This is a genomic window from Pseudomonas sp. GW822-FHT04C11 (genome assembly GCF_058800905.1).
In genome coordinates this window covers 119,724-145,006 of record NZ_JBXAMS010000012.1, presented here as the reverse complement: position 1 = coordinate 145,006, position 25,283 = coordinate 119,724, and the positions used below count along the sequence as shown (strand labels likewise).

Here is a 25,283-nt window from a genome sequence, read left to right as displayed (position 1 = left end):
TCTCCATGGGCGCAAGCATTCTCACTGCGCGGAACCTTAGCAAAGTGGTTCCCAGCGCGGAAGGTGAACTGACCATCCTGCACGAACTCAACCTGGAACTGAACAAGGGCGACAGCCTGGCGATCGTCGGCAGTTCCGGCTCCGGCAAATCTACCCTGCTGGGTTTGCTGGCGGGTCTCGACCTGCCCAGCAGCGGCGAAGTCACCCTTGCCGGGCAAGCCCTGAGCAATCTGGATGAAGACCAGCGCGCGCGGATACGCGCCGAGCACGTCGGCTTCGTGTTCCAGTCGTTCCAGTTGCTCGACAGCCTCAACGCCCTGGAAAACGTCATGTTGCCACTCGAGCTGGACGGTCGCAAAGACGCCCGCGAACGCGCCACCGAACTGCTGCGCCGCGTTGGCCTGGGCCAACGCCTGAGCCATTCGCCGCGCCAGCTTTCCGGTGGCGAACAACAGCGCGTGGCGATCGCCCGGGCATTTGCCGCCGAACCCGACGTGCTGTTTGCCGACGAACCTACCGGCAACCTCGACACGCATACTGGCGAGCACATCAGCGACCTGCTCTTTGAACTCAATAAAGAAAGCGGCACGACGCTGGTCCTGGTGACCCACGACGAACGCCTGGCACACCGTTGCCACCGTCTGATCCGCCTTGAAGCCGGCCTGTTGGTCGTCGCCCCTCTGGAGCCTTGATGGTACGTTTGCCGCTATTGCGCCTGTTCAGTCTCGCCATTCGCCAATTGCTGCGCGATGCCCGCGCCGGAGAACTGCGGGTGTTGTTCTTCGCCCTGTTGGTCGCCGTGGCGGCGAGTACCGCCATCGGCTATTTCGGTGCCCGCCTGAACGGCGCCATGCTGCTGCGCGCCACCGAGTTTCTGGGGGCGGATATGCTGCTGGAAGGCAGCTCGCCCGCGCGCCCGGAACAAATTCAATCCGGCAAGGAGCTGGGGCTGCAACACGCGCAAGTGGTGGAGTTTTCCAGCGTCATCGCCACCGACAACGGCATTCAGCTGTCGAGCATCAAAGCGGTCGACGGGGTCTATCCATTACGCGGCCAACTGAAAAGCGCGCCCGCCCCGTTCGCTCCCGAAGAGGCCGGTGGAAGTCCGAAACCGGGCGAAGCCTGGGCCGAAGCGCGCCTGCTGACGGCACTGAATCTGAAGGTCGGTGACACCATCGACGTCGGCATGAAAACCCTGCACCTGACTCGCGTGCTGACCTATGAACCGGACCGTGCCGGCAATTTCTACAGCCTCACGCCCCGAGTGATGATCAATCTCGCCGACCTGGCGGCCACCGGTGTGGTCCAGCCCGGCAGCCGGGTCAGTTACCACGAACTCTGGCGCGGCACGGCACCGGCCCTGGAAACCTATCGAGAGCTGATCAAACCGGGGCTGGCCGCCAACCAGCGCCTGCAGGACGCCCGCGATGGCAACCGGCAAATCGGCGGTGCGCTGGGCAAAGCCGAACGTTACTTGAACATGGCCAGCCTGGTCGCCGTGCTGTTGTCCGGCGTTGCCGTGGCGCTCTCGGCGACCCGATTCGCCACTCGCCGCTTCGACGCCAGCGCGCTGCTGCGCTGCCTGGGTTTATCGCGTCGGGAAACCCTGCTGCTGTTCAGCGTACAACTGACTGTACTCGGCCTGCTGGCCAGCCTCAGCGGCGCCCTCCTCGGCTGGCTCGCGCAGCTGGGGTTGTTCGCCTTGCTGGGTGAATTGCTGCCCAGCGATGTACCGCCAGGCGGGCTGCTGCCGGCCGTCGCCGGGATCGGCACCGGACTGGTAGCACTCGCCGGATTCGCCCTGCCGCCACTGGCGGCACTGGGTCGCGTACCACCGCTGCGGGTACTGCGCCGCGACATACTGCCAATCCCTTCCAGCACCTGGATGGTTTACGGCACCGCACTGGCAGCCTTGGGCCTGATCATGTGGCGCTTGAGCCTGGACCTGCTGCTGACCTTCGCCCTGCTCGGTGGCGGTGTCATCGCCGCACTGGTCCTCGGCGGCCTGTTGCTGCTGGTACTCAACAGCCTGCGGCGCCTGTTGGCCCGTGCGTCCTTGCCGTGGCGGCTGGGTCTGGGCCAATTGCTGCGTCACCCATTGGCGGCGGCGGGACAATCGCTGGCCTTCGGCTTGATTCTATTGTCGATGGCGCTGATCGCCCTGTTGCGCGGTGAGTTGCTGGATACCTGGCAAAACCAGTTGCCAAAAAACGCCCCCAACTACTTCGCACTGAATATTTTGCCCGCCGACAAACAGGCCTTCACTGATCGGCTGATCGAACTCTCCGCGCAATCGGCGCCACTGTACCCGGTGGTGCCGGGACGGCTGATCAGCATCAACGGCGAACCGGTGCAAGGCATCGTCAGCAAGGACACCGAAGGTGATCGGGCCATCCAGCGCGACCTGAGCCTGACCTGGGCTGCCGACCTGCCCGCCGGCAACAGCATCACGGCTGGTAGTTGGTGGTCTGCGCAGCCGACAGGCGATGTACCCGGTGTTTCGGTGGAAGGCAAAGTGGCCGAGAGCCTGAAGCTCAAGCTCGGCGATCATCTGGTTTTCAGCATCGGCGGGGTCAACCGCGAGGTGCAGGTCACCAGCTTGCGCAAGATCAACTGGGACAACTTCCAGCCGAACTTCTTCATGATCTTCCAGCCCGGCACCTTGAAAGACCTGCCGGCTACTTACCTGACCAGTTTTTACCTGGCGGCAGGTCATGACCAACAGATCATCGACCTGGCGCGAGCGTTCCCGGCCGTGACCATTCTGCAGGTCGAAGCCTTGCTGGCGCAGCTGCGCAGCATCCTTGAGCAAGTCACGCTGGCGGTCGAGTACGTGTTGTTGTTCGTGCTGGCGGCCGGCATGGCGGTGCTGTTTTCCGGCTTGCAGGCGACACTCGACGAGCGCATTCGCCAAGGTGCATTGCTACGTGCGCTGGGCGCCGAACGGCAGTTGCTGGTCAAGGCGCGGCGGATCGAGTTCGGCTTGCTCGGAGCCGTCAGCGGTTTACTCGCGGCGCTGGGCTCGGAACTGGTGAGCCTGGTGCTTTACCGCTATGCATTCGATCTGGCCTGGCATCCGCATCCGTGGCTGCTGTGGTTGCCGGTGATTGGGGCGCTGCTGATCGGCGGCGCGGGCGTGTTCGGCACTCGTCGGGCGCTGAATGCCAGCCCCCTGACAGTCTTGCGCGAGGGTTGATAAACTTGATGCCTCCTGACCAAAAGAAACCGCAATGAGCCGCTATCGCCCTCCTCGCACCGCCGGCACCGCCCTCATCACGCCTGAGGGCGAAGCGCGGATGCGTGCCGAGTTCCATGAGCTCTGGCATGTACGCCGCCCCCAGGTGACCCAATCGGTCAGCGAGGCCGCTGCGCAGGGCGACCGCTCTGAAAACGCCGAGTACACCTACGGCAAAAAAATGCTGCGCGAGATCGACAGCCGCGTGCGGTTTCTCACCAAGCGGCTGGAAGCGCTCAAGGTTGTCAGCGAAAAACCCAGTGATCCCAACAAGGTCTACTTTGGGGCCTGGGTGACCATCGAGGATGAACACGGCAAAGAGTCGCGCTATCGCATCGTCGGCCCGGATGAGCTTGATCTCAAGCTAGGTCTGATCAGCATCGATTCACCGCTGGCGCGGGCCTTGATCGGCAAGGCGCTGGATGCCGAAGTCCGGGTACAGACGCCTACTGGCGAGCAGTTCGTGTACATCGTCGCAATCGACTATCCCTGAATCTCGGCAAGACCTCAGCGACGGGTAATCAACCCTTGGCGCGCAACACGCGTCAGTTGCCTGATCACTTCGGGCGCGTCTTCGGCGCTGGGCGACTGGATCACCGCCAGATCGAAGCTGTCGCTGGCAAAGCGCGCCAGCGATTCGCCGTCTTCGACAAACTGGATCAGGAACGCTGCAGGGCCGCCGGTACGACGTGGCCAGCCATCGAGATAACGCAACAGGGTCGGCTGATGATTACCGCCAAGGAGGATTTTTGGATTGCGCTGGGTCGGGTGTGCCGTAATCGGCGCAGGACGTACTGGGGGGCGTAGTGCATTCATCGTGTCGTGTCTCGGCCTCAAAAGTCTGCATGGCAGGTGAGAGGCAACACCGAACCAGCGCTTTAGCGGTATTTCGAAGCCTGTTTCAAGCTTCTATCGGCAACTGGATGAGTTACCTGGCGCCCCGCAAGTAGCTGTTTAAATCGGCGCATGGCAAGCATCCTAGAGAAGCCGACAGGACAGTGTCAAGAATCTCGCGCAACAAAAAAAGACCCGCACAATGCGGGTCTTTTGGTTGAGTCAGAGCGGTTAGCCGCTGATGGCACGATCTACCGACAACTTGCCTGCGCCTTCGATCAGTACGGCGATGCTGACGCCGAGCAGGGTCAGGGCATATTCATAGCCGTTGTTGGCCATGAACAAACCATTGTGAATGTGCACCGAGAAAATCGCGACCAGTGAGAGGAAGGCCAGCCCTAGCGCTGCCGGGCGTGCCAGCAGACCGATGACCAGCGCCAGACCGGCGAAGAACTCGGTACCACCCGCCAGGATCGCCATCAGGTGACCCGGTGCCAGGCCGATGCTTTCCATGTACTGCGCGGTGCCGGCAATGCCATAACCGCCGAACATGCCGAAGAGCTTCTGTGAGCCGTGGGCCGCGAAGATGAGGCCGACGAAGATCCGCATAACGGTCAGACCGTAGCCAGCGCGGGTGGACAGTACCTTGTTGATCAGTGTGCTCATGCTATGTCATCCAGTGTAAGTGTGTGTTGGTTGACCGCTATATTAATCAGTAAAGATAATGTTAAAAGCGCAAAAAACCCGCCATAACAATCAGTTTAGTCGATCATTTACGTGAGACAACTTTCTGACCTTGAGGCTCCAATGACTCCCGCTCCCGGTCATATGCCAAAAAGTATTTATTCACACTATTAACATAGCTGACAGGACCCATTCCCACCTGCTCCATAGCAATGCGCTCGACCTGGAAAAACCACTGATTGGGGTTCAAGCCCCGGCGCCGGGCCTCGGCACGCATCCCTTGAACACGTTCCGGCCCAAGGTTGTAGGCCGCCAGAACGAAAGCCATGCGCTCACGCTCATTGAGCTTGGGGCTGGCGAAAAACTTGCGACGGATCAGCGCCAGGTACTTGGCCCCGGCCTGCACATTGTTGTCCACGGACTGAATGTTATTGACCCCGACCCGCTGCGCCGCCGACGGGGTAATTTGCATCAACCCGGTCGGGCCACTGCCGCTGCGGGCGCTTGGCTCCAGCGCCGATTCCTTGAACGCCAGCGCCGCCAGGTTCAACCAGTCCATACCCTGTTCTCGGGCGTGCCTTTGCAAGACCGGGCGCAGCTTCTCAAGACGTTGACGGTCAGCGCGTTCCAGCGGGTAGTGAACCTGATACAGGCGTCGGTAAATACGCAGGAAAGCCACATCCTCATCGGACGGGGTTTTATAGGTTTGCAGGAAGCGATCGATGCTCGCTCGCAACATCGATGCGTCACGACGGACGAACCAGTACTCCTTGCCGGGCTCGCTGATGACCACCTGCCGATCGAAACGCAGCTTGGGCAGGATCTTGCCCCAGCGCTCGGCAATCGGTTGCTCGACGATGGTCAGGTGGAAAATCCCGCCCTGCACCATCTCCAGCACGTCTTCGACCGCCAGGCTCGGGTCGACCCATTCGACCTTGACCGGTGGCAGCTTGTGCAGCGCCAGCTTCTGATTGATCTGGTTGATTGCCTCACCGGCCGTGCTACCGGCGGGCAGCGCCAGGGTTTTACCGGAAAGTTGTTCAAGCCGGGTATAGCGGCGCTCGCCCTTGATCCCCACCAGCAGCAATGGCACGTTTGCACCTATCGGCTCGCTGGTGCTGACCGCGTGTGCGGACTGCGCATCGAGCAACTCCCCCGGCGCTACCAGGTCACCCTCGCCGCGCTGTAACGCGCCGAGCAATTGATCCTTGGCTTTGGGGATGATCTTGAGGGAGATTTCCTGGCCGTCACGGGCATGGCCATTGAGGTACTGTTCGAAGGCTCGCAGGCGATGGTATTCAACGCCGATGGCCTGGCCCTGGACCTCGCCGGAACTGTTCCGGCTCTGATTGACCAGCACCCGCAATACACGGCTGCCGCGGATTTCCGCCAGATCGCGGACCTTGCCCGACTGAACGGCTTCCAAGGGACCCGCCAACCGCGCAACGGCCGGCATCGGCAGCAGCATCGACAAGCACAGCACTAGCAAAACCTGGAGTCGTGTCATCCGTTCTCCGGAAAGAATACTGTCCAACGTCTCGATATTTCGAGCCGTGGGTCGACAGAAACAGAGCGCCTGGAGCGCTGGCAGAGTGCGAAAGAGCGCAGCCGCGACGGCCATCTGGCTCGTCGAAGCTCTCTTCCGGCATCAAAAGACAGCTTTAACTCTTTGTAGTTCTTCGTTTTTATTATAAATCTACAGCTCTGGTATGCTTTCCGGCCGCAGGCCTAGGGTCACACCATGCAACTCATCGATATCGGCGTCAACCTGACCAACCCCAGTTTTGCCGACAAACACCAGGCGGTACTCGATCGCGCGTATGCCGCTGGCGTCTGCCAATTGGTACTGACCGGCACCAGTGTCGAAGGCAGTGAACAGGCCCTGGAGTTGTGCCAGCAACTGGACGAAACCGGCCAGCGGTTGTTCTCCACCGCCGGTATCCACCCGCATTCGGCCAGTGACTGGAATGCCGACAGCGCTCAGCGCTTGCGCAGTTTGCTCAAGGAGCCAAACGTGCGGGCGGTCGGCGAATGCGGGCTGGATTTCAATCGTGACTTCTCGCCGCGTCCGCAACAGGAAAAAGTGCTCGAAGAGCACCTGGCAATGGCCGTCGAACTGCAACTGCCGGTCTTCCTCCATGAACGCGACGCCAGCCAGCGTCTGCTGGAAATCCTGCGCGACTACCGCGACCAACTACCGGCCGCCGTGGTGCATTGCTTTACCGGCGAGAAGCGGGCGCTGTTCAGCTACCTGGACCTCGACCTGCATATCGGCATCACCGGCTGGATCTGCGATGAACGTCGCGGCACTCACTTGCACCCGCTGGTCCGCGAGATCCCGCGCGGGCGCTTGATGCTCGAAAGCGACGCGCCGTACCTGTTGCCCCGCAGCTTGCGCCCCAAACCCAAGAACGGGCGCAATGAACCGGCGTATCTGACCGAAGTGCTGCGTGAGGTGGCCTTGCATCGTGGCGAAAGCCTGGAAGACGTAGCGGCTCACAGCACCGCGTGTGCGCGAGCGTTTTTCGGGTTGCCGTCGGTTGATTGAACCCGCTACACCAGGATCATCATTGATCCACATCAAAAAGCCCTTCGCTGAGTAGCGGCACAATGCTGGCACCTTGCCAATACTGTTTCCGCTATCAGAGAAGACCTCCATGGGTGCCTGGCTTAGCAACATTTCGCTGAAATACAAATTCTGGGCGGTCAACGCGGTCGCCTTCGTCACCACCCTGCTGCTGGTGCTGTATGCCGTGCAACTGGAGCAACAAGCGCGCAACCAGGCCTCACAGCAGTCGGCCGTTGCTCAAGCGCGACTGATCAGCAACTGGCCGGTCGGCCAGGCCTTGCCTGAAGCCGAGCATTTCCTGAGCTTCGGCAAAGGCCAGATCCCCCTGCTGAACCAACAGCCATTGCCCGAGTTGAACAACGCCAACGGCTGGGTCGACATCAATGACATGCCGCTGTTTGGCGAGAACCCATTGATCGGTGCCGAGGTGCTAGCGCGTGCCAACGGCGAGCAGATCGCCGTTCTGGCCTATGGCCCGAGTTTGAGTCAGGTGTTCGGCGAACGATTCGCCAACTATGCGGCAGCCGTGTTCATCCTGATGCTGGCGATGCTCGGCGCCTCGCAATTGTTGATCCGTTTTCTGCTCGCCCAGCTCAACACCCTCAAGGACGTGATGCTGCACGTCGAAAAAACCGGCGACCTGTCGGCTCGCGTACCGCTGGCTTGCACCGATGAGGTGGGCCAGATGGCCAGCGCCTTCAACGCCATGCAGGCCGGCTACCAACGCGTGGTCAACACCGTGGCCAATACTGCCCGCCAACTGGATATCGGCGCGGCGCGTCTGGCCGCCAGCATGAACGAGGTACGCCACGGCATGCTCGGCCAACAAAGCGAAACCGATCAGGCCGCCACCGCGATCAATGAGATGTCGGCCACGGTCTATCACATCGCCCAACATGCCGGCGCCACTCGCGACCTCTCGCAAACCGCCGACAGCCTAGCCGGCAGTGGCCAGGAAGTGGTCATCCGGGTACAACAGTCCATCGCCGGACTCTCCAGCGGGGTGCAGCAAACCGCCGAGATGATTCAGCGTCTCGCCGAAGACAGCCAGAAAATCAACGGCGTGGTCAGTGTGATTCACAGCATCGCCGAGCAAACCAACCTGCTGGCCCTGAACGCCGCCATCGAAGCCGCACGCGCCGGGGAAATGGGCCGGGGCTTTGCGGTGGTCGCCGATGAAGTGCGCAATCTGGCCAAGCGTGTACAGACCTCTACTGATGAAATCACCAGCATGATCTCGGCGCTGCAAGCCGGGACACGGGATGCGGTGGACTTCATGCAGGAAAGCTCGTTCAAGGCCGATGACTGTGTGCAGCAGGCTCAAGAAGCTGGCGCCGCACTGGCAGAGATCACCGGCGCAGTGGCGCAGATGCGCGAAAGCAACACCCAGATTGCCGTGGCGGCGGAACAGCAGAGCCAGGTGGCAGAAGAGATGAACCGCGCAGTGGTGAGCATCCGTGACGTCACCGTGAACACCGTGCAGCAGACCGTGGATTCGGCGACCACCAGCAATGAACTGGCAACGCTGGCGGGTGAGTTGAGCAAGGCGATCGGGCAACTGAAGCTTTGAGGGGCCCATCGCGGGCAAGCCTTGCTCCTACAGATTTTGGGCCAACTGCGCGATGCGTGGACGAGTCTAAATTCGTAGGAGCAAGGCTTGCCCGCGATAGCGCCATACCGGTCAACATCAATATCAACCATGCCCCCCTATCGCGCCGATAGCCAACCTTGATTCGCCGACGACCGCCGCCCCACCTATCCTTCAATCATGTGTTCAACACGGATCGAGGATTCCCCACATGGGCAAACGTCACCCCAACCTTCCCGCCTGGCAATGGCGTGCATACCCGCAAAACCACCAGCACCCGACCAATCTGGTGTTGCACCTGATTGCCGTGCCGCTGTTCATCGTGGCGTTTCTACTGATCGTTTCCGGGGTGTTCGGCCTGAGTTTTCTGAACGTCGCCATCGGGGTCGTCGGCCTGCTTGCCGCACTTGGCTTGCAACGCCACGGCCACAGCCTGGAGGCGCTAGCCTCCGAGCCGTTCAGTGATCGCAAAGATGCGGTGTCGCGCTTGCTGGTCGAGCAATTCCTGACGTTCCCGCGTTTTGTCCTCAGCGGTGGCTGGTGGCGCGCCTGGCGCAAACGCCATCACCGCTGAAGGTCTTACGCGAAAATAGTCACCGTCTGCCGGCTCAACGCAATCAATTGCCCTTCAGCGCTCCACAGCGCTGCGGCGGCGTGGCCATATCCGTCACGGGCATGTTCGATTTCCACAAGATATTTGCACCAGTCCAACGTGCTCAACGCCAGCAACGGCTGAACGAATTCGATGGTCCAGGTCAGCGTGCTGCCCGCCGCCGGTTTCTTCAGGTGTGGCAACAATGCCGGAGGCCAGGCATCCACCAGCGCCAGAATGTGCGCCTCGGTGACCGGCTCTTCCTTGACGTCGCCACGCAAGCGAACCCAGCCGCCCATCTCCCGGGATTTATTACCGGTGAACGGCAAACCGCCGACACTCCAACGCATCGCCAGATGGCGCATGAACTCGGGCGTCACGCCTTTGATGTAGGGCAATTCCTGGCAATCGTCCCAGTGTTTCATCTCTGGCGCGGGCGCGGCCACCACCTCGACTTCGGAAGGACGCGAAGCACCAAAGCTGCCCTGAACCAGGGTCACCACCTGGCCGTTCTGCACGGCTCGCCCCAGCACCTGGCTGACCGCTTTGCCTTCGCGCAGCACGTCCACCTCAAAACTCACGGGCACACCGGGTTCGACCGGGCCGACAAAGGTGATCGCCAATGAACGCACCGGGCGATCCGCCGGGACTTTCGCGCGCATGGCTTCGTACTGCAAAGCGGCGACCAGACCGCCGAAACTGGCGCGGCCCTGGGCCCATTCCGCCGGAATAGACAGCTCATGCGGCGAACTGCGCACGGCGTCGAGCAAATCGGAAAAACGCATGGAAACCTCAAGGCTGGGAAAGGATCGAAGGATCTTAACCAGCCAGCAGCGCCTGTACAGCACCTATTCTGGCCAAAGAGGCTGACAGATAGGCCGCCAACGGCGACGAAAGGCAATCCGCGTCAGGCTTTGAAGCAAGCCGATATGAGTTTGTCGAGCACCCGATCGGCGCGACCTTCAGCCTTGGTCATGGTTGCTCGCCAGACGGCCACACAAGGCAGCAAGTCGGGCTCGTGCTCGGCACGGGCCAACCATTGCCAGCAATCGTGCCAGTCGCCGAGCGCTTCCTGTGCCGATTTGAGACGTCGCATGGCAGCTTTAGGCAAGCGATCCAGTTCCGGGTAGGCTTCGATCGCATAGCGCACGCGTTTGATCAACAGCCGCAGGCGATGGCGGTCATGCGCGGGATCGTGCAGGGCCACATCCAGCGCTTTCCATTGTTTGGCCAGGCGTTTCTCGATGCGCGTACGCAACCCCTTGAGCAAGCCTTGACGTTGGGAGGCGCGCAAAAAGCGTGGAAATGCATCGAGAATCATCAATAGCTGCGCCAATTCCGGGCTGTCGGCCACAGCCGGATAGGCCTGCGCCATTTGCACCATTCGGCGCTTGGCCGCGTCTGCTTGACCGTGTGCCAGCAAGTACGCCGCCAGCACTTCTCGGTCGCGCAGCGGCGTGGTCAGGCTTCCAACACCCGCCGCTGCCGCTTCGAGTTGTTCGACACCGGGCAAACCGCGCAATGGCCGCAACAAGCTGCGCAAACGGCGAACCGTCGTGCGCAAGTCATGCAGCGCTTCAGGGTCGGCGCTGGCGCTCAAGCGCGCCTGGCAGGCCAGCAAACGCACTTCCAGCCCCAACACCTTGGCCACCAACCGATTCACCAACGCAGACATCGCTCTCTCCCAAGTCGACAACCAGCATCAGATCGCAAGTTTACGCTCATGCTGGCGGTAAAACCGGGTGCCGACATTGCGTCAGATCATTGTGAATTCAACGCCCTGCGCGGGATTCGCGAATATAGAAGCGTGCTTTCTCGGCTTTTTTAGTGCAGCCCTCGTAGGCCTCGAACTGCTGCTGGGTCTTGGCCCCGGTCAGCAGCGAAAGCGCCTTGGAGTAACTCACGGTACCAGCGAAACCTTCGGCCTTGGCAATGTCCAGCTCCTGCCAGGCGGCATCCAGTTGACTACCGCAACTGTCGCGGTAAGCAGATTTTCCCGCGCAACCGGCAAGCACCAACGCGATCAATGGCAGACAGATCCAGGCTTTCATCAATGATTCCTCAAGGTATAAAAAACAATCGTGCAGGTAAGACGGCCAATGCTGCAAAAAGTGCCTTGGTCCACCCATGGAAACTATAGCGCCCGCGAGAATACTCATGTGCCGTTATTGAGTATCAAAAAAACGACGCTAATGGCCTGACTCAGAGTCAGCATGATTGAAGCACGCCCCTCAATGGGTGCATTGTTGAAGCCTGTTTGACGAAGGGGCGAGTCATGAAAAAGCGTGTCGCATTGGTGCTGGGCTCAGGTGGCGCCCGAGGCTATGCCCATATCGGAGTTATCCAGGAAATCGAAAGACGCGGTTATGACATCGCCTGTATCGCCGGTTGCTCCATGGGCGCGGTGGTCGGCGGTATCTACGCCGCCGGCAAACTCAACGATTACCGCGACTGGATCGAGAGCCTGGATTACCTTGATGTACTGCGCCTGGTGGACGTGAGCTTTCGTCTTGGGGCGATACGCGGCGAGAAAGTCTTCGGGCAGATCCGCAAGATTGTCGGCGAGATCAACATCGAAGACCTGCGCATCCCCTACACGGCCGTCGCCACCGACCTGACCAACCAGCAGGAAATCTGGTTCCAGGAAGGCTGCCTGCACCAGGCGATGCGCGCCTCGGCGGCGATCCCCAGCCTGTTCACACCGGTCATGCAAGGCAATCGCATGCTGGTCGACGGCGGCCTGCTCAATCCTCTGCCGATTGTTCCAGTGGTCTCGAGCCATTGCGACCTGATCATTGCGGTCAACCTCAACGCGACCAACCAGCGGCACTATCAGTTGCCAGTGATCCAGCGCCCTGCCGCGTTCAGAAGCCGCTTCGACAACCTGCTCAACTCGCTCGGTTCACGCCTGCCGTTCCGCCGCAAACAGGCCGAACAATTGCTGCTTCTGGAACAGGAAGCACTGCGCAGTGAAGCCGCCGAAATCAACCCCTGGATAGAATCCGCCGAGCCCGAAGCGCAACAACCCGCTGCCGCCCCGGAAGGCGACGGGGCGCCGAGATCGGCCACGGGCTCATTTATCATCGACAACGTTGGCCCAGCCTCGTTGCTGGACTTGATCAACCAAAGTTTCGAAGTGATGCAAACGTCGTTGGCGCAATACAAGATCGCCGGTTATCCACCGGACATCCTGATCAACGTGCCAAAGCGGGTTTGCCGGTTTTTCGAGTTCTACAAGGCGCCGGAGCTGATCGCGCTGGGACGGGAGATTGCCCGGGATACCCTGGATCGGTATGAGAATGAGCGCGATTGACCCCCGCCAAATCCTGGCCGGATGTTCCGGCCCCATCGCGGGCAAGCCTTGCTCCTACGTATTGATGCCATCCACAAATCGTGCGGCCGACTCAAAATCCGTAGGAGCAAGGCTTGCCCGCGATAGCGATTGGCCAAACGATACAGGACTACAGACTGCCCTCGTTCAATAGCCGATACCCTACCCCCGCCTCGGTCAGGATAAACCTCGGCCGGGTCGGGTCATCCGCCAGTTTCTGACGCAGATGCCCGACCACAATTCGTAAGTAATGGCTGTCTTCGGTATGGGTTGGGCCCCAGATGTCCTTGAGTAACTGCTGCTGGGTGATGACCCGCCCGGCGTGACGCGCCAGTTGCGCCAGCACCGAGTACTCCTTGCGGGTCAGCGCCACTTCAGCACCGTCCAGCAATACCCGCCGGTACGCCAGATCGACCGTCAACGGGCCGAACTTGAGCGCCGCTTCCTGGGCTTCACCCGCTGGAGCCTGCCGCAACAAGGCGCGGATCCGCGCCAGAAACTCCTGAATGCCAAACGGCTTGGTCACGTAGTCGTTGGCGCCGCCATCCAGCGCTTCGACTTTCTGCCCTTCGCTGGCGCGCACTGACAGGACCAGCACCGGCACTGTCGACCATTCACGGAATTCGCGCAGCACTTGCTGGCCGTCCATGTCGGGCAGGCCGAGGTCGAGCACCAGCAAATCCGGCTTGTTCAGCGCGGCCTGGGCCAGGCCCTCGGTGCCGGTACCGGCTTCAAGCACTTTGTAGCCCTGGGAGGCCAGGCTGATGCGCAGGAATTTGCGGATCTGCGGTTCATCGTCAATGACCAAAATGGTCGTGGTCTGGCTCATGGTTTCAAATCAGGCAAAGTAAGTGGCGAGAGAGTAGCGCAGGCAGCGTCAGGCTTCACTTTCAAACCCCGGCTGCTCCTGCAATGGCAAATGAATGGTGATGCAGGTGCCGCGCCCACCGATACCATCGGCGACGCTGATCCGCCCGCCATGGGCGCCGACCATGCCCTGGCAGATCGCCAGACCCAGCCCGGTGCCCTGCCCGCCCCGATCACCACGGGCGGCGGTGTAGAACATGTCGAAGATCTTCGCGCGTTCCTCCTCGGGAATGCCCGGGCCCTCGTCACTCACGGAAAAAAACAGCTCGCTGTCACTGGCACCGGCACTCAGCTGCAAACGGCCATGGGCCGGCGAAAAGCGTGCGGCGTTTTCCAGCACATTCACCAGTGCCTGCTCGATCAATGCTGCATGCACATAGAGCAACGGCAACTCGCCCGGCACATCGGTGCTCACTTGCAACGGCGCCAGCACTGCACGCAAACGGTTGAGCGAACTGCCTACGATATCCGCCGGCGACACCCAATCGCGCGCCAGCTTCAGCGCGCCGTGGCCCAGGCGCGTCATGTCCAGCAAATTCTGAATGTAGCGGTCGAGCCGTTCGGCTTCATCGCGGGTGCCTTCCAGCAACTCACGGCGATCTTCCAGCGGGATCGCCTCGCCCAGCGCCAGCAAGCTGTCGATGCTGCCGCGCATGGACGTCAGCGGTGTGCGCAAATCATGGGACACCGACGCCAGCAAAGCACTGCGCAATTGTTCGGTTTCACCGTGCAAACGTGCCGCCTCAAGGTCGTCGGCCAACTGCGCACGGGCCAACGCTTGAGCCAGCGGCTGACTCAATGCAGTCAGCAAGCGTCGCCGCTGACCACTGAGCTGCTGACCCTCTTTCGGGCAAACGCCGAGCAAGCCCAACGGCCCGTCGTCGACTGACAACGGCCACCACCACCAGCGACCGAACGGTAATGTGCCGGTGCCCATGCCGGCCGGTTGATCGTGCTGCCAGGCCCAGTCGGCGGCAGCGCGCTCGGCTTCGGAAAACTGCAGCGGGCCACCAGTTTCGACCTTCCAGCCGCCCTGCCCGTCACGGTTAACCAGACACAATTGCAGATCGTTCCAGCCGACCAGATGCGTCGCCGCCGCGCTGATCACCGCTTGCCGGTCGGTGGCGGCGGTGAGCTTGCGCGACAGGTCGAGCAGTTCGCTGGTCTCTTGCTGCGTGTCGCGCAAGGCTTCCAGCTGTCGCCGCTGGCGCGCCGCGAGGTTGCCGGTGAGCGCAGCCATCAGCAGGAAAAACAGCAGCGTCAGTACGTCTTCCTCACGCTGAATCGCAAAGGAGAAGGTCGGCGGAATGAACAGGAAATCGTAGGTCAGAAATGACAACGCCGCACACGCCAGCGCCGGCCCGAGGCTGCTACGTACCGCCACCAGCAACACCGCCGCGAGGAACACCAGCGAGATATTCGGCAGCGGTAAAATACTCGACACCGCCCACGCCAAAGCGCTGGCCAGCACCGTCGCCAACAGCGCCAGCGCATAGTCGAACCAGACCAACGAATGCACCGAACGCTGACGCGGTTGATGCTGTTGTTCATCGCTGTCGAGGACGTTGATTTCCAGGCCTCGGGCATTGCGCAACAAGCGTGAGGCCAAGCCGCCGCCGAACAGTCGACGACGCCAACGCTGACGCGACTGACCGACCAGCACCAGGCTGGCACGCCGTTCGGTGGCGTGTTGAATCAGGGTTTTCGCTACTTCGCCAGCGCGCAGCAGCACCACTTCGCCACCCAGCCGTTCAGCCAATTGCTGGGCGCTTTGCAGGCGCAAACGCGATTGCTCGTCGCGCACGCTGCCGTTGTCCACATGCACCAGGCTCCACGGCAAATGCCGACGCTGCGCGACCCGACTGGCATGCCGTACCAGACGCTCGGCCTGGGCGTCGCCATCGACGCCCACCAGCAAGCGACCGCGCACGGCCGGCGCGGCCTGGCCCAACTGTCGATAGCCGCGACTCAGGTCATCATCGACCTGCGCCGCCGCGGTTTGCATCGCCAGTTCGCGCAGTGCCGTGAGGTTGGTTTGGGTGAAGAACGCATCGATCGCTGCGCGCGCCTGCTCCGGCACATAAACCTTGCCATCACGCAGCCGCTCGAGCAGCTCGCGCGGCGGCAAGTCGATCAACAGCAATTCGTAGGCTTCTTGCAGCACCCAGTCAGGCAGGGTTTCGCGCACTTGCACGCCGGTGATCCCGCGCACCTGATCGTTAAGGCTTTCCAGATGCTGGACGTTGACCGTGGTGAACACGTCGATGCCTGCCGACAACAACTCCTGGATATCCTGCCAACGCTTGGCGTGGCGGCTGCCGGGGGCGTTGCTGTGGGCCAGCTCATCGACCAGCACCAGTTTTGGCTTGGCCTTGAGCAGGCCATCGAGGTCCATTTCCTCAAGCATCACGCCACGGTATTCCGAGCGCACCAATGGCTGCTGCGGCAAGCCGCCGAGCAGCGCTTCGGTTTCCGCCCGACCGTGGGTTTCCACCACCCCGGCGATGACTTTCACGCCTTGGCGTAGCTGGGTGTGGGCGGCTTGCAACATGGCGTAGGTTTTACCGACGCCAGGCGCGGCGCCGAGAAAAACCTTGAGCCGGCCACGACCATCGCGGGATAAGTCTGCTAACAGTGCGTCGGCGCGGCCGGAGTCGCTCATTGATTTCTCGCCTTTCAAATTCGGTTTCGTTGTTGCGGAAAAGATCGCAGGCTACGCCAGCTCCTACAGAGGCGTAGGAGCTGCCGAAAGCTGCGATCTTTTGATCTACAGTTTTTCCAGCGCGATGTTCAGTTCCAACACATTCACTACCGGCGGTCCTACCAGCGGCTGCTCGATGTGTGCATTCATCAACTGCTCGACCGTCGATATCGGCAGATTGCGCGCCGCCGCAACCCGCGACAGTTGATAGGCAATTGCCGCCGGAGGCAAGTGTGGATCGAGGCCACTGCCAGAGGTGGTCAGCAACGCCAACGGCACCGGCCCCTGGCCAGGCACCAGCAGTTTGTTGGCATCGTCGATCACCCGGGTCGCGAGCGCCGGATTACTCGGCGCCAGGTTACTTGCACTGCTCGATACGGTCGCAAATGCGCCCGCCGATGGCCGTGGATGGAACCACGCATCACCGGCAAAGTCCTGGGCGATCAAGGACGAGCCGCGTACCTTGCCATCGGCGTCACGCACCAGGCTGCCATTGGCCTGATCAGGGAACGCCACCTGGGCGACACCGGTGACCACCAGTGGATAAGCGACGCCGGTGATCAGGGTCATCAGGACAAGCAGGCTCAAGGCCGGACGGATCATAGAAGACATTTCAAAACCCTCGAATCGGAGAATATTCATCAGCGTGGGAGGTACACACCGCCTGTGGCGAGGGAGCTTGCTCCCGCTCGGCTGCGCAGCAGTCGTAAACGCGGTACATGCGGTGTGCCTGAATAAACACGGTGGCCCGGGGTGGGGCCGCTTCGCAGCCCAGCGGGAGCAAGCTCCCTCGCCACAAAAGCCCCGGCCTCCAGGCCCACCGTTACACCAAATGCAAAGCAGTCAGCAGCATGTCGATCAGCTTGATGCCCACGAACGGCACCACGATGCCGCCCACGCCGTAGATCAACAGGTTGCGCCGCAGCAGGTGTGCAGCGCTCGCGGCCTGGACGCGTACTCCGCGCAGGGCCAACGGAATCAGCCCGACGATGATCAAGGCGTTGAAGACGATGGCCGAGAGAATCGCGCTCTGCGGACTGCTCAGGTGCATGATGTTCAGCACGCCCAGTTGCGGGTAGATCGAGGCAAACAGCGCCGGCAGGATCGCAAAGTACTTGGCCACGTCGTTGGCGATGGAAAACGTCGTCAACGCGCCGCGCGTCACCAGCAACTCTTTACCAATCTGCACCACGTCCAGCAGCTTGGTCGGATCGCTGTCGAGGTCGACCATGTTCGCCGCTTCGCGCGCGGCCTGCGTCCCATCGTTCATTGCCATGCCGACGTCAGCCTGAGCCAGTGCCGGCGCGTCGTTGGCGCCATCACCGCACATGGCGACCAGACGCCCGTCGTTCTGCTCGTGACGAATCCGGGCGAGTTTCTTCTCTGGTGTCGCTTCGGCCAACACGTCATCGACACCGGCTTCAGCGGCAATCGCCGCCGCGGTCAACGGGTTATCGCCAGTCACCATGACGGTGCGAATCCCCAGCTTGCGCAGCTCGGCGAAACGCTCACGAATGCCTGGCTTGACCACGTCCTTGAGGTGGATCGCACCGAGCAACTTGCCCTCGGCACACACCAGCAGCGGGGTACCACCACTTTGGGCAATCTTGTCGATTTCCCGGGACATCGCCGGCAGTATCTCGGCACGCGTCAGGCCGATGAAGGCCAGCACCGAATCCACCGCACCTTTGCGGTAGACGCGGCCCTGATAGTCAACGCCGGACAAGCGGGTTTCGGCACTGAACGGTACAACCGTCAGCACCTCGGCGGACGGTTCAGCCTGTGGATGAAGTCCACGCAAGTACTCGACGATCGACTTGCCTTCGGCCGTGTCGTCAGCCAGCGAAGCGAACAGCGCACCTTCGGCCAGTTCCTTGGCACTCACGCCCGGCGCTGCATAAATCGCGGTGCAGCGACGGTTACCGAAGGTGATGGTGCCGGTCTTGTCCAGCAGCAACACATGCACGTCGCCCGCCGCTTCTACCGCACGGCCGGATTTGGCGATCACGTTCAGCCGCACCAGACGGTCCATGCCGGCGATACCGATGGCCGACAACAAACCGCCAATGGTGGTTGGGATCAGCGTCACCAGCAGCGCCACCAGGAACACCAGCGGCAGGTTGCCGTTGGCGAAGTGGGCGAACGGCTGCAAGGTTACGACCACCACCAGGAAGATCATGGTCAGGCCGATCAGCAGGATATCCAGCGCCACTTCGTTCGGGGTTTTCTGGCGTTTGGCACCTTCAACCAATGCAATCATACGGTCCAGCGTCGATTCACCGGGGTTCGCGGTAATGCGCACCAGCAACCAGTCAGACACCAGTCGAGTGTTGCCGGTGACCGCCGAACGATCACCACCGGACTCACGAATCACCGGTGCGGATTCACCGGTAATCGCCGCTTCGTTGACCGCGGCAATACCTTCGATCACCTCGCCGTCACCGGGAATCATCTCGCCGGCTTCGACGCGAACCACATCGCCTTTGCGCAGGCTGACCGCTGGCACTACCTGAAAGCTGCCATCGGCTTTCTTACGCCGAGCGCTCAAGCCTTCGCTACCGGCCTTGAGGCTGTCGGCACGGGCCTTGCCACGACCTTCAGCCAGGGCTTCGGCGAAGTTCGCGAACAACACGGTGAACCACAGCCACAGGGCGATTTGTGCCGCGACAAACGTCGGCACTGCCGGATCTGGAATCACACACAATACGGTGGTGAGGATCGCGGTCAGTTCGACCACCAGCATCACCGGCGAGCGCTTCAGTTGCCGAGGGTCGAGCTTGACGAAGGCTTGCACCAGCGCCGGCCGCCACAGGGCCGAGATCGCGGTTTTCGGTTGTTCGACAGGTTGCGCCGGCACAACGTGTGGTGCGGCTTTTTTCGATACACGAACGGGCATATTCATCATCAAATCCCTCAGAAGCCCAAGCTCAGGTGTTCAGCGATAGGACCCAGCGCCAGGGTCGGCAGGAACGTCAGGCCGCCCACCAGCAATATGGTCACGGTCAGCAACGTCACGAACAGCGGGCCATGGGTCGGGAAGCTGTTCTGGCCAATCGGCGCGGTTTTCTTCATCGCCAGGCTGCCGGCCAGGGCCAGTACCGGGAGGATGTAGCCGAAACGCCCGATCAACATGCCCAAGCCCAGCATCAGGTTATGGAATGGCGTATTGGCGTTCAGGCCGGCGAATGCCGAACCGTTGTTGGCGCTGGCGGAGGTGTAGGCGTATAGCAACTGGCTGAAACCGTGGGGACCGGGGTTGCTGATCGTTCCCGCAGGGCCAGGCAGGCTCGCCGCAATGGCACCCAGCACCAGTACGCCGACCGGCATCACCAGCAAGGTGACGACCAACAGTTGTACTTCCTTGGCTTGCAGTTTCTTGCCGAGGTATTCCGGTGTACGTCCGATCATCAGGCCGGCGAGGAACACCGCGATCAGCACGTTGAGCAACATGCCGTAGAGGCCGGCGCCGACGCCACCGAAGATCACTTCGCCGACCATCATGTTGATCAGCGCGACCATGCCGCTCAGCGGGTTGAGGCTGTCATGCATACCGTTGACCGAGCCGTTGGAGGCTGCGGTGGTAGTCACCGACCAGAGCACGGTCGCCGTGGTACCGAAGCGTGCTTCCTTGCCTTCCAGCGGCGCAGTCTGTTCGACCGCAACGTTGTTCAGGGTCGGATTCGGCTGGTATTCAGCCCACAGCGACACCGCGCCACCGATCAGGAACAATGCAAGCATGCAGGCGATGATCGCCCGGCTCTGACGCAGGTCCTTGACGTAATGGCCGAAGGTAAACACCAACGCCACCGGGATCAGGATGATCGACGTGACTTCGAACAGGTTGCTCCAGGCCGTCGGGTTCTCGAACGGGTGCGCCGAGTTGACGCCGAAGAAGCCACCGCCGTTGGTGCCCAATTGCTTGATCGCAATCTGGCTGGCGGCAGGACCCAGTGGGATCACTTGATCCACACCCTGCATCGTCAGCGCATTCACATAATGAGCGAAGGTTTGTGGCACGCCCTGCCAGACCAGGAACAGCGCCAGCAACAGGCACAGCGGCAGCAGTCCGTAGAGGGTGGCGCGGGTCATGTCGACCCAGAAGTTACCGAGGGTTTGCGCCGATTTGCGACCGATGCCGCGACACAAGGCAACCAGAACAGCCAGGCCGGTGGCGGCGCTGACGAAGTTCTGCACGGTGAGGCCGATCATCTGGCTCAGATAGCTCAGGGTCGCCTCACCGCTGTAGGACTGCCAGTTGGTGTTGGTCATGAAGCTGACGGCGGTATTGAACGCCTGTGTCCACTCCTGCCCCGGCAGGTTTTGCGGGTTGAGTGGCAAATAGTCCTGAAACAACAGGATCGTGAACAACAGCAAAAAGCCCGCGAGGTTGAACGCGAGCAACGCCAGGGTGTATTTCTGCCAACTCTGTTCGCTCTGCGGGTCGACCCCGGCCACGCGATAACAGCCGCGCTCCACGGGCCCGAGGATCGGCGTCAGCCAAGTGCGCTGGCCTTCCATCACCTTGTAGTAGAACCTTCCCAGGAACGGTGCCGGAATCAGCACCACGGCGAAGAAGGCGAGGATCAGCCAATAGTCATAACTGTGCATAGCCGCTCCTAGTGCTGATCCGCGCGCAACAGCGCAACCAGTAGATAAATGAACAGTCCCACCGCCAACAGCAGGGACACCCCGTCCAGAACACTCATGGAATTTCTCCGTCGTACGGCAACTGCCGCGTGTGGCGCAATTGTCCGCAGGAAGGCTGTAAAGGAACGAGACCGAGGGGTTGGGCGCGGCATAAAGAAAGCGTAAAGAGTGGCTTTACGTGGGGGTTACAGGCCAGATTTCAGTGGTGTCAGGAACGGCCCCATCGCGGGCAAGCCTTGCTCCCACAGGTTTCACACAATCCTTGTGGGTGCGTGGCTTGCCCGCGATGGCGTCATATGAATCACCACCGCCCTCAACTGGCGCACAAAAAGCGCACATCCCGCAGCGAACATCCTCGATACGACAGCTTTCTGCGCTTTACGACCTAACAAATCGACATGGCACGCCCACTGCACACGCCCTCCACGGGCTTTTCCAAATCGCAGCGGGAGAAACGCATGAACACACAACTCAAACCGACGTTGGGCACCCTGCATTTATGGGGGATCGCGGTCGGGCTGGTGATTTCCGGCGAGTACTTTGGCTGGAGTTACGGCTGGGGCGTAGCCGGGACTCTCGGCTTTCTGGTGACCTCTCTCATGGTCGCGACCATGTACACCTGCTTCATTTTCAGCTTCACCGAACTGACTACGGCGATCCCGCACGCCGGCGGCCCTTTCGCCTACAGTCGCCGCGCCTTTGGTGAAAAAGGCGGACTGATCGCCGGCCTGGCGACGTTGATCGAGTTCGTCTTCGCACCTCCGGCCATTGCCCTGGCCATTGGCGCTTATCTCAACGTGCAGTTCCCCGCCCTCGACCCGAAACATGCAGCGGTCGGCGCCTACATCGTATTCATGGGCCTGAACATCCTCGGCGTAAAACTGGCGGCGACCTTCGAACTGGTGGTGTGTGTGCTGGCAGTCATCGAGTTGCTGGTCTTCATGGGCGTGGTCGCCCCGGCGTTCAGCTTCAGCAACTTCGCGCTCAATGGTTGGGCCGGCGCCGATGCGTTCGGCGCACCGGCCATCGCCGGGATGTTCGCGGCAATTCCCTTCGCTATCTGGTTCTTCCTCGCCATCGAAGGTGCGGCCATGGCCGCCGAAGAAGCCAAGGACCCGAAACGGACGATTCCCAAGGCCTACATCAGCGGCATTCTGACCCTGGTATTGCTGGCCATGGGCGTGATGTTCTTTGCTGGCGGCGTGGGTGACTGGCGGACCCTGGCGAACATCAACGACCCGTTGCCGCAAGCGATGAAAGCCGTGGTCGGTGAAAGCTCCGGCTGGCTGCACATGCTGGTGTGGATTGGTCTGTTCGGGCTGGTGGCGAGCTTCCACGGGATCATCCTTGGCTATTCGCGACAGTTCTTCGCCCTCGCCCGCGCCGGATACCTGCCGGCCTACCTGGCCAAGCTGTCACGCTTCCAGACGCCGCACCGGGCAATCATCGCTGGCGGCCTGATCGGCATCGCGGCCATTTACAGCGACGGGCTGATCAACCTCGGCGGCATGACCCTGACCGCCGCGATGATCACCATGGCGGTATTCGGCGCTATCGTGATGTACATCATGAGCATGCTCAGTCTGTTCAAACTGCGTAAAACCGAACCGAATCTGGAACGGACTTTCCGTGCGCCCGGCTACCCACTGGTACCGGCGACTGCCCTGGCATTGGCAGTGGTCTGCCTGGTAGCAATGGCCTGGTTCAACGCGCTGATCGGGGCGATCTTCCTCGGCTTCATGGCGGTCGGTTTTGTCTACTTCCTGCGGACAGCGCAATTGCGTGCCGATGCACCAGCGGATGCGATGCTGACCGGTCTTTGATGAGGTGCCCCAGGCAGAACAGGCCTAGAATGGAACCATAGAGAAACGCCGTGACTCAAAATGGATAGGCACGGCGTTGACGCGAAACCATTCGCGCCAACACCTGTCCTTAAGGAGAACCCTATGCCTTGGTATGCCTGGTTGATTCTGGTGGTTGCTATCGGATCGATCGTCGGTGGCTTGATGATGCTGCGCGACACCGCGAACAAAGTGGAATTGACCGATGAGCAACGTAAACGCGTCGCTGAGCGCAACGCCGAAGCAGACGCCAAGGATGCGAAGGATCGTTGACTGAACTGTGGCGAGGGGGCTTGCCCCCGTTGGGGCGCGAAGCGCCCCCCCTTCTCCACACTTTTTTCTACTTTTCCCACGCTGCCTTGGCGATATGCAAGCCGTGCAGCCCCTTGTACGCAGCCCGTTCTGGCTGGCTCCAGCCTTTGAGCAACGTCTCCTCCAAACGATAGATTTCCACGCCCAGCGGCCGGCAGACACTTAACGGATCCTGCGCATTCGGCCCCCACATCGGCAACGACAAATCACCCCCCGGGCAAGTCGACAATGCACACAGCAGATCGATCTCGGCGAAGAACTCCAGGTAGTCGCCCTTCTGCGCTGGGCAGGCCTTCATGAAGTACATGTCATCGTGGTTGAGCCCCGTGCACTGAAAGATGTTCAGCACGTCATGCACGTCGAACTCGGTCAGACCGTGAGGTAACACGGCGCGGGTCAGGTTCGAATGGCAGTGGTGATGGAAATCCTCGCCGGTGAGCATTTTGTTCACATAGGGATCGCAGCGCGTGCCCAGCAGATCGTGCAAACGTCCGCCGTGTTCGTCGATGCCATAGTTGGCCAGGCTGTCGTCGGTGATGGTCACCAGCGGTCGCAGAAAGGGCAGGTTCGACCAGAGCCGGTCATGGGTGCTGACGTGAGCGCCCTGCAATTGCCGGGTCCGCGCAGCCCACAGCCGCTCGCGCGGGTCGTTGGCATTCCAGACGTTGAAGTCCCCCACTTGCGGGCCCACGGGTGTGGTCACACGAAACACATGCCCCGCCGGTACATGCCAGGCGCGGCCGGTGCGGATCGGCACTTCGAATTGCTCGATCAGCGTGCGCGCGGCCGGTGTATCGCGGATCCGCTCGTAGAAGGCTTTATCGACCTGCAACGCCGAACCCTTACTGACCTGATAAGCCGCGGGATAGTCTTTGTACATGGCATGAGTCCTCGATCAATGACGGGAAGGATGGTTGAACAACTCAAGCAATTGCTGTTCGGAATCGTCGAGATAGTCGCTCAAGGCGTCGTAAGCGCCGGGCTTGTCGCCCTCGACCAGCAAGTCGTGAATGTGCCGGTCGCGCTCAAGCCATGGCGCCTGGAAGCGGGACTCGTCAGGTGCCGCACTGAACACCAGGCGCAGTTGCGCAACGACATTGGTAAAGAACTCATCGAACAGCGGGCTACGTAACAAACCGACAATGTGTTGATGAAAACGCAGGCTGTGGGTGCCGACAGCCCGCCAGTCTTCACGCTCGCGGGCCAACTGCGCGGCTTCAATGGCGTCGATCATGTGATCGGATTGGTATTCGCGCAGCGGTCGGCTGGCGCTGATGGCCTGTAGCTCCAGCGTGCGTCGGACCTGAAACAGATCGCGCAGCTGATCGGCGCCGAGTTGGCGAACCATCACACCTTTATTTCGGACATAAAGGGTCAGGCCCTCCTGCCCCAAGCGGTGCAGCGCTTCGCGGATGGTATTGCGCGAGGCGTTATAGGCAATCACCAGATCGCCTTCCACCAACGCCCGCCCCGGCAACAAGCGACCGCCAATGATGTCGGCGCGCAACTCCAGTGTGATGTGGTCAGCCAGGGACAGTCCGCTACTCATACTCATCGCCTCAGGATTGTTCAACAATCGTCAGTCAATGAGTAATCACTATTCGTGCCAGTTTCAACCTTCACGCCACGCCTGGCGCACAATGCAAAACGGCGACCCTTGGGTCGCCGTTTTCGTTACTGACTGTATTGCTTGCCCAATCCTGGCGGTACGCCATGGATGTCGATCTCTTCCCACGGCCCGTTCGGGCTGATCGAACGACTCCAGCCGTTGTTCCAGTGGTAGTAGGTGCGCTGGCGGTAGAAGGTGTCGGTCTGGTTGTCGAGGACGTAGACGCCGAGTTTCGCATCCCAGTGGCTGTTGCCGCCGGGTGGTGGTGCGAAGCTTGCGGAGGTGCGCGGCTGTGGCTTGCCGGGCTTGTTTGGGGTCACCGGTTTGCCAGGGGCGGTCGTCGGTTTGCTGCCTGGGTACGATGACGGAATGGGCGGCAACCGCTCTTCATGTGACGGTGGCTGGACCGCACATGCACTTAACCCCAAGACAAGACTGAGCAGGGTGATACGAGCGATGGCGGTCATAGCGGA

General features: G+C 61.1%; 24 protein-coding genes. 9 read left to right on the top strand and 15 right to left on the bottom strand.

Annotated features, from left to right (window positions below):
- Positions 1-5: 5 nt before the first annotated feature.
- The 3 genes from AC1RJ3_RS19870 to greB are packed head-to-tail and all read left to right on the top strand — an operon-like array spanning position 6 to position 3,728.
- Positions 6-692, top strand: coding sequence for an ABC transporter ATP-binding protein (locus tag AC1RJ3_RS19870; RefSeq protein ID WP_103315652.1), 687 nt, complete (start codon positions 6-8; stop codon positions 690-692).
- Positions 692-3,196, top strand: coding sequence for an ABC transporter permease (locus AC1RJ3_RS19865; protein ID WP_493080049.1), 2,505 nt, complete (start codon positions 692-694; stop codon positions 3,194-3,196). The genes AC1RJ3_RS19870 and AC1RJ3_RS19865 overlap by 1 nt, the downstream gene beginning before the upstream one ends.
- A gap of 34 nt (positions 3,197-3,230) precedes the next feature.
- The gene (greB, locus tag AC1RJ3_RS19860) at positions 3,231-3,728 is read left to right on the top strand and encodes a transcription elongation factor GreB (RefSeq protein WP_019692939.1); all 498 of its coding nucleotides are present in this window, start codon (positions 3,231-3,233) and stop codon (positions 3,726-3,728) included.
- Positions 3,729-3,742: 14 nt separating this feature from the next.
- Here greB and AC1RJ3_RS19855 read toward each other — a convergent pair whose 3' ends face one another.
- The 3 genes from AC1RJ3_RS19855 to AC1RJ3_RS19845 form a co-directional block, all read right to left on the bottom strand.
- Positions 3,743-4,051 carry a hypothetical protein gene (locus AC1RJ3_RS19855; RefSeq protein ID WP_054596335.1) on the bottom strand — a complete coding sequence of 103 codons (309 nt, stop codon included), beginning with the start codon at positions 4,049-4,051 and terminating at the stop codon, positions 3,743-3,745.
- Positions 4,052-4,300: 249 nt separating this feature from the next.
- Positions 4,301-4,735 (bottom strand): DoxX family protein, encoded by a 435-nt coding sequence (locus AC1RJ3_RS19850; RefSeq protein ID WP_347929354.1) that lies wholly within the window; start codon positions 4,733-4,735, stop codon positions 4,301-4,303.
- A 103-nt stretch (positions 4,736-4,838) separates the two neighbouring features.
- Positions 4,839-6,260, bottom strand: coding sequence for an MltF family protein (locus tag AC1RJ3_RS19845; protein WP_489111767.1), 1,422 nt, complete (start codon positions 6,258-6,260; stop codon positions 4,839-4,841).
- 234 nt (positions 6,261-6,494) lie between these two features.
- Between AC1RJ3_RS19845 and AC1RJ3_RS19840 the strand changes: the two genes are divergently transcribed.
- The 3 genes from AC1RJ3_RS19840 to AC1RJ3_RS19830 all read left to right on the top strand — a co-directional run bounded on the left by AC1RJ3_RS19840 (position 6,495) and on the right by AC1RJ3_RS19830 (position 9,484).
- The gene (locus tag AC1RJ3_RS19840) at positions 6,495-7,301 is read left to right on the top strand and encodes a TatD family hydrolase (protein WP_054596332.1); all 807 of its coding nucleotides are present in this window, start codon (positions 6,495-6,497) and stop codon (positions 7,299-7,301) included.
- Positions 7,302-7,410: 109 nt separating this feature from the next.
- Positions 7,411-8,892 (top strand): methyl-accepting chemotaxis protein, encoded by a 1,482-nt coding sequence (locus tag AC1RJ3_RS19835; protein WP_054596331.1) that lies wholly within the window; start codon positions 7,411-7,413, stop codon positions 8,890-8,892.
- Positions 8,893-9,121: 229 nt separating this feature from the next.
- A complete protein-coding gene (locus tag AC1RJ3_RS19830) occupies positions 9,122-9,484 on the top strand; it encodes an Mpo1-like protein (protein ID WP_103315646.1) in 363 nt (120 codons plus the stop codon).
- 5 nt (positions 9,485-9,489) lie between these two features.
- On the opposite strand, the gene AC1RJ3_RS19825 is transcribed toward AC1RJ3_RS19830, so the two are convergent.
- From AC1RJ3_RS19825 to AC1RJ3_RS19815, 3 genes are all read right to left on the bottom strand, one after another.
- A complete protein-coding gene (locus tag AC1RJ3_RS19825) occupies positions 9,490-10,287 on the bottom strand; it encodes an acyl-CoA thioesterase (protein ID WP_493080045.1) in 798 nt (265 codons plus the stop codon).
- Positions 10,288-10,409: 122 nt separating this feature from the next.
- Entirely contained in the window at positions 10,410-11,177 is a 768-nt protein-coding gene (locus AC1RJ3_RS19820) for a CHAD domain-containing protein (protein ID WP_347929351.1), read from the bottom strand.
- A 97-nt stretch (positions 11,178-11,274) separates the two neighbouring features.
- On the bottom strand, positions 11,275-11,553 hold the full coding sequence (locus tag AC1RJ3_RS19815) for a hypothetical protein (protein ID WP_054596327.1): 279 nt from the start codon (positions 11,551-11,553) through the stop codon (positions 11,275-11,277).
- A 224-nt stretch (positions 11,554-11,777) separates the two neighbouring features.
- Between AC1RJ3_RS19815 and AC1RJ3_RS19810 the strand changes: the two genes are divergently transcribed.
- Positions 11,778-12,815: a patatin-like phospholipase family protein gene (locus AC1RJ3_RS19810; RefSeq protein WP_054596326.1), complete on the top strand. Its 1,038-nt coding sequence runs from the start codon at positions 11,778-11,780 to the stop codon at positions 12,813-12,815.
- Positions 12,816-12,963: 148 nt separating this feature from the next.
- Here the strand turns inward: AC1RJ3_RS19810 and AC1RJ3_RS19805 are convergent, their stop codons facing one another.
- The 6 genes from AC1RJ3_RS19805 to kdpF all read right to left on the bottom strand — a co-directional run bounded on the left by AC1RJ3_RS19805 (position 12,964) and on the right by kdpF (position 21,107).
- The gene (locus tag AC1RJ3_RS19805; protein ID WP_103315642.1) at positions 12,964-13,662 is read right to left on the bottom strand and encodes a response regulator; all 699 of its coding nucleotides are present in this window, start codon (positions 13,660-13,662) and stop codon (positions 12,964-12,966) included.
- Positions 13,663-13,710: 48 nt separating this feature from the next.
- Positions 13,711-16,362 (bottom strand): DUF4118 domain-containing protein, encoded by a 2,652-nt coding sequence (locus AC1RJ3_RS19800; protein WP_493080042.1) that lies wholly within the window; start codon positions 16,360-16,362, stop codon positions 13,711-13,713.
- A gap of 105 nt (positions 16,363-16,467) precedes the next feature.
- Positions 16,468-17,013 carry a potassium-transporting ATPase subunit KdpC gene (kdpC, locus tag AC1RJ3_RS19795; protein WP_054598272.1) on the bottom strand — a complete coding sequence of 182 codons (546 nt, stop codon included), beginning with the start codon at positions 17,011-17,013 and terminating at the stop codon, positions 16,468-16,470.
- Positions 17,014-17,224: 211 nt separating this feature from the next.
- Positions 17,225-19,303, bottom strand: coding sequence for a potassium-transporting ATPase subunit KdpB (gene kdpB, locus AC1RJ3_RS19790; protein WP_347929349.1), 2,079 nt, complete (start codon positions 19,301-19,303; stop codon positions 17,225-17,227).
- An 11-nt stretch (positions 19,304-19,314) separates the two neighbouring features.
- Positions 19,315-21,009: a potassium-transporting ATPase subunit KdpA gene (kdpA, locus tag AC1RJ3_RS19785; protein WP_103315638.1), complete on the bottom strand. Its 1,695-nt coding sequence runs from the start codon at positions 21,007-21,009 to the stop codon at positions 19,315-19,317.
- An 8-nt stretch (positions 21,010-21,017) separates the two neighbouring features.
- On the bottom strand, positions 21,018-21,107 hold the full coding sequence (gene kdpF / locus AC1RJ3_RS19780) for a K(+)-transporting ATPase subunit F (RefSeq protein ID WP_019692955.1): 90 nt from the start codon (positions 21,105-21,107) through the stop codon (positions 21,018-21,020).
- Positions 21,108-21,506: 399 nt separating this feature from the next.
- Here kdpF and eat point away from each other — a divergent pair, with 399 nt between their 5' ends.
- Both eat and AC1RJ3_RS19770 read left to right on the top strand, forming a co-directional pair.
- A complete protein-coding gene (gene eat / locus AC1RJ3_RS19775) occupies positions 21,507-22,871 on the top strand; it encodes an ethanolamine permease (RefSeq protein ID WP_347929348.1) in 1,365 nt (454 codons plus the stop codon).
- A 123-nt stretch (positions 22,872-22,994) separates the two neighbouring features.
- Positions 22,995-23,162: a DUF2897 family protein gene (locus AC1RJ3_RS19770; RefSeq protein WP_493080038.1), complete on the top strand. Its 168-nt coding sequence runs from the start codon at positions 22,995-22,997 to the stop codon at positions 23,160-23,162.
- A 67-nt stretch (positions 23,163-23,229) separates the two neighbouring features.
- On the opposite strand, the gene AC1RJ3_RS19765 is transcribed toward AC1RJ3_RS19770, so the two are convergent.
- From AC1RJ3_RS19765 to AC1RJ3_RS19755, 3 genes are all read right to left on the bottom strand, one after another.
- Positions 23,230-24,081, bottom strand: a complete 852-nt coding sequence (locus AC1RJ3_RS19765) for an urea carboxylase-associated family protein (RefSeq protein WP_477770609.1) — start codon at positions 24,079-24,081, stop codon at positions 23,230-23,232.
- Between the two features lie 15 nt (positions 24,082-24,096).
- On the bottom strand, positions 24,097-24,750 hold the full coding sequence (locus AC1RJ3_RS19760) for a GntR family transcriptional regulator (protein WP_493080036.1): 654 nt from the start codon (positions 24,748-24,750) through the stop codon (positions 24,097-24,099).
- A 125-nt stretch (positions 24,751-24,875) separates the two neighbouring features.
- Positions 24,876-25,277, bottom strand: a complete 402-nt coding sequence (locus tag AC1RJ3_RS19755; RefSeq protein WP_054596318.1) for a hypothetical protein — start codon at positions 25,275-25,277, stop codon at positions 24,876-24,878.
- Between the last annotated feature and the right edge of the window lie 6 nt (positions 25,278-25,283).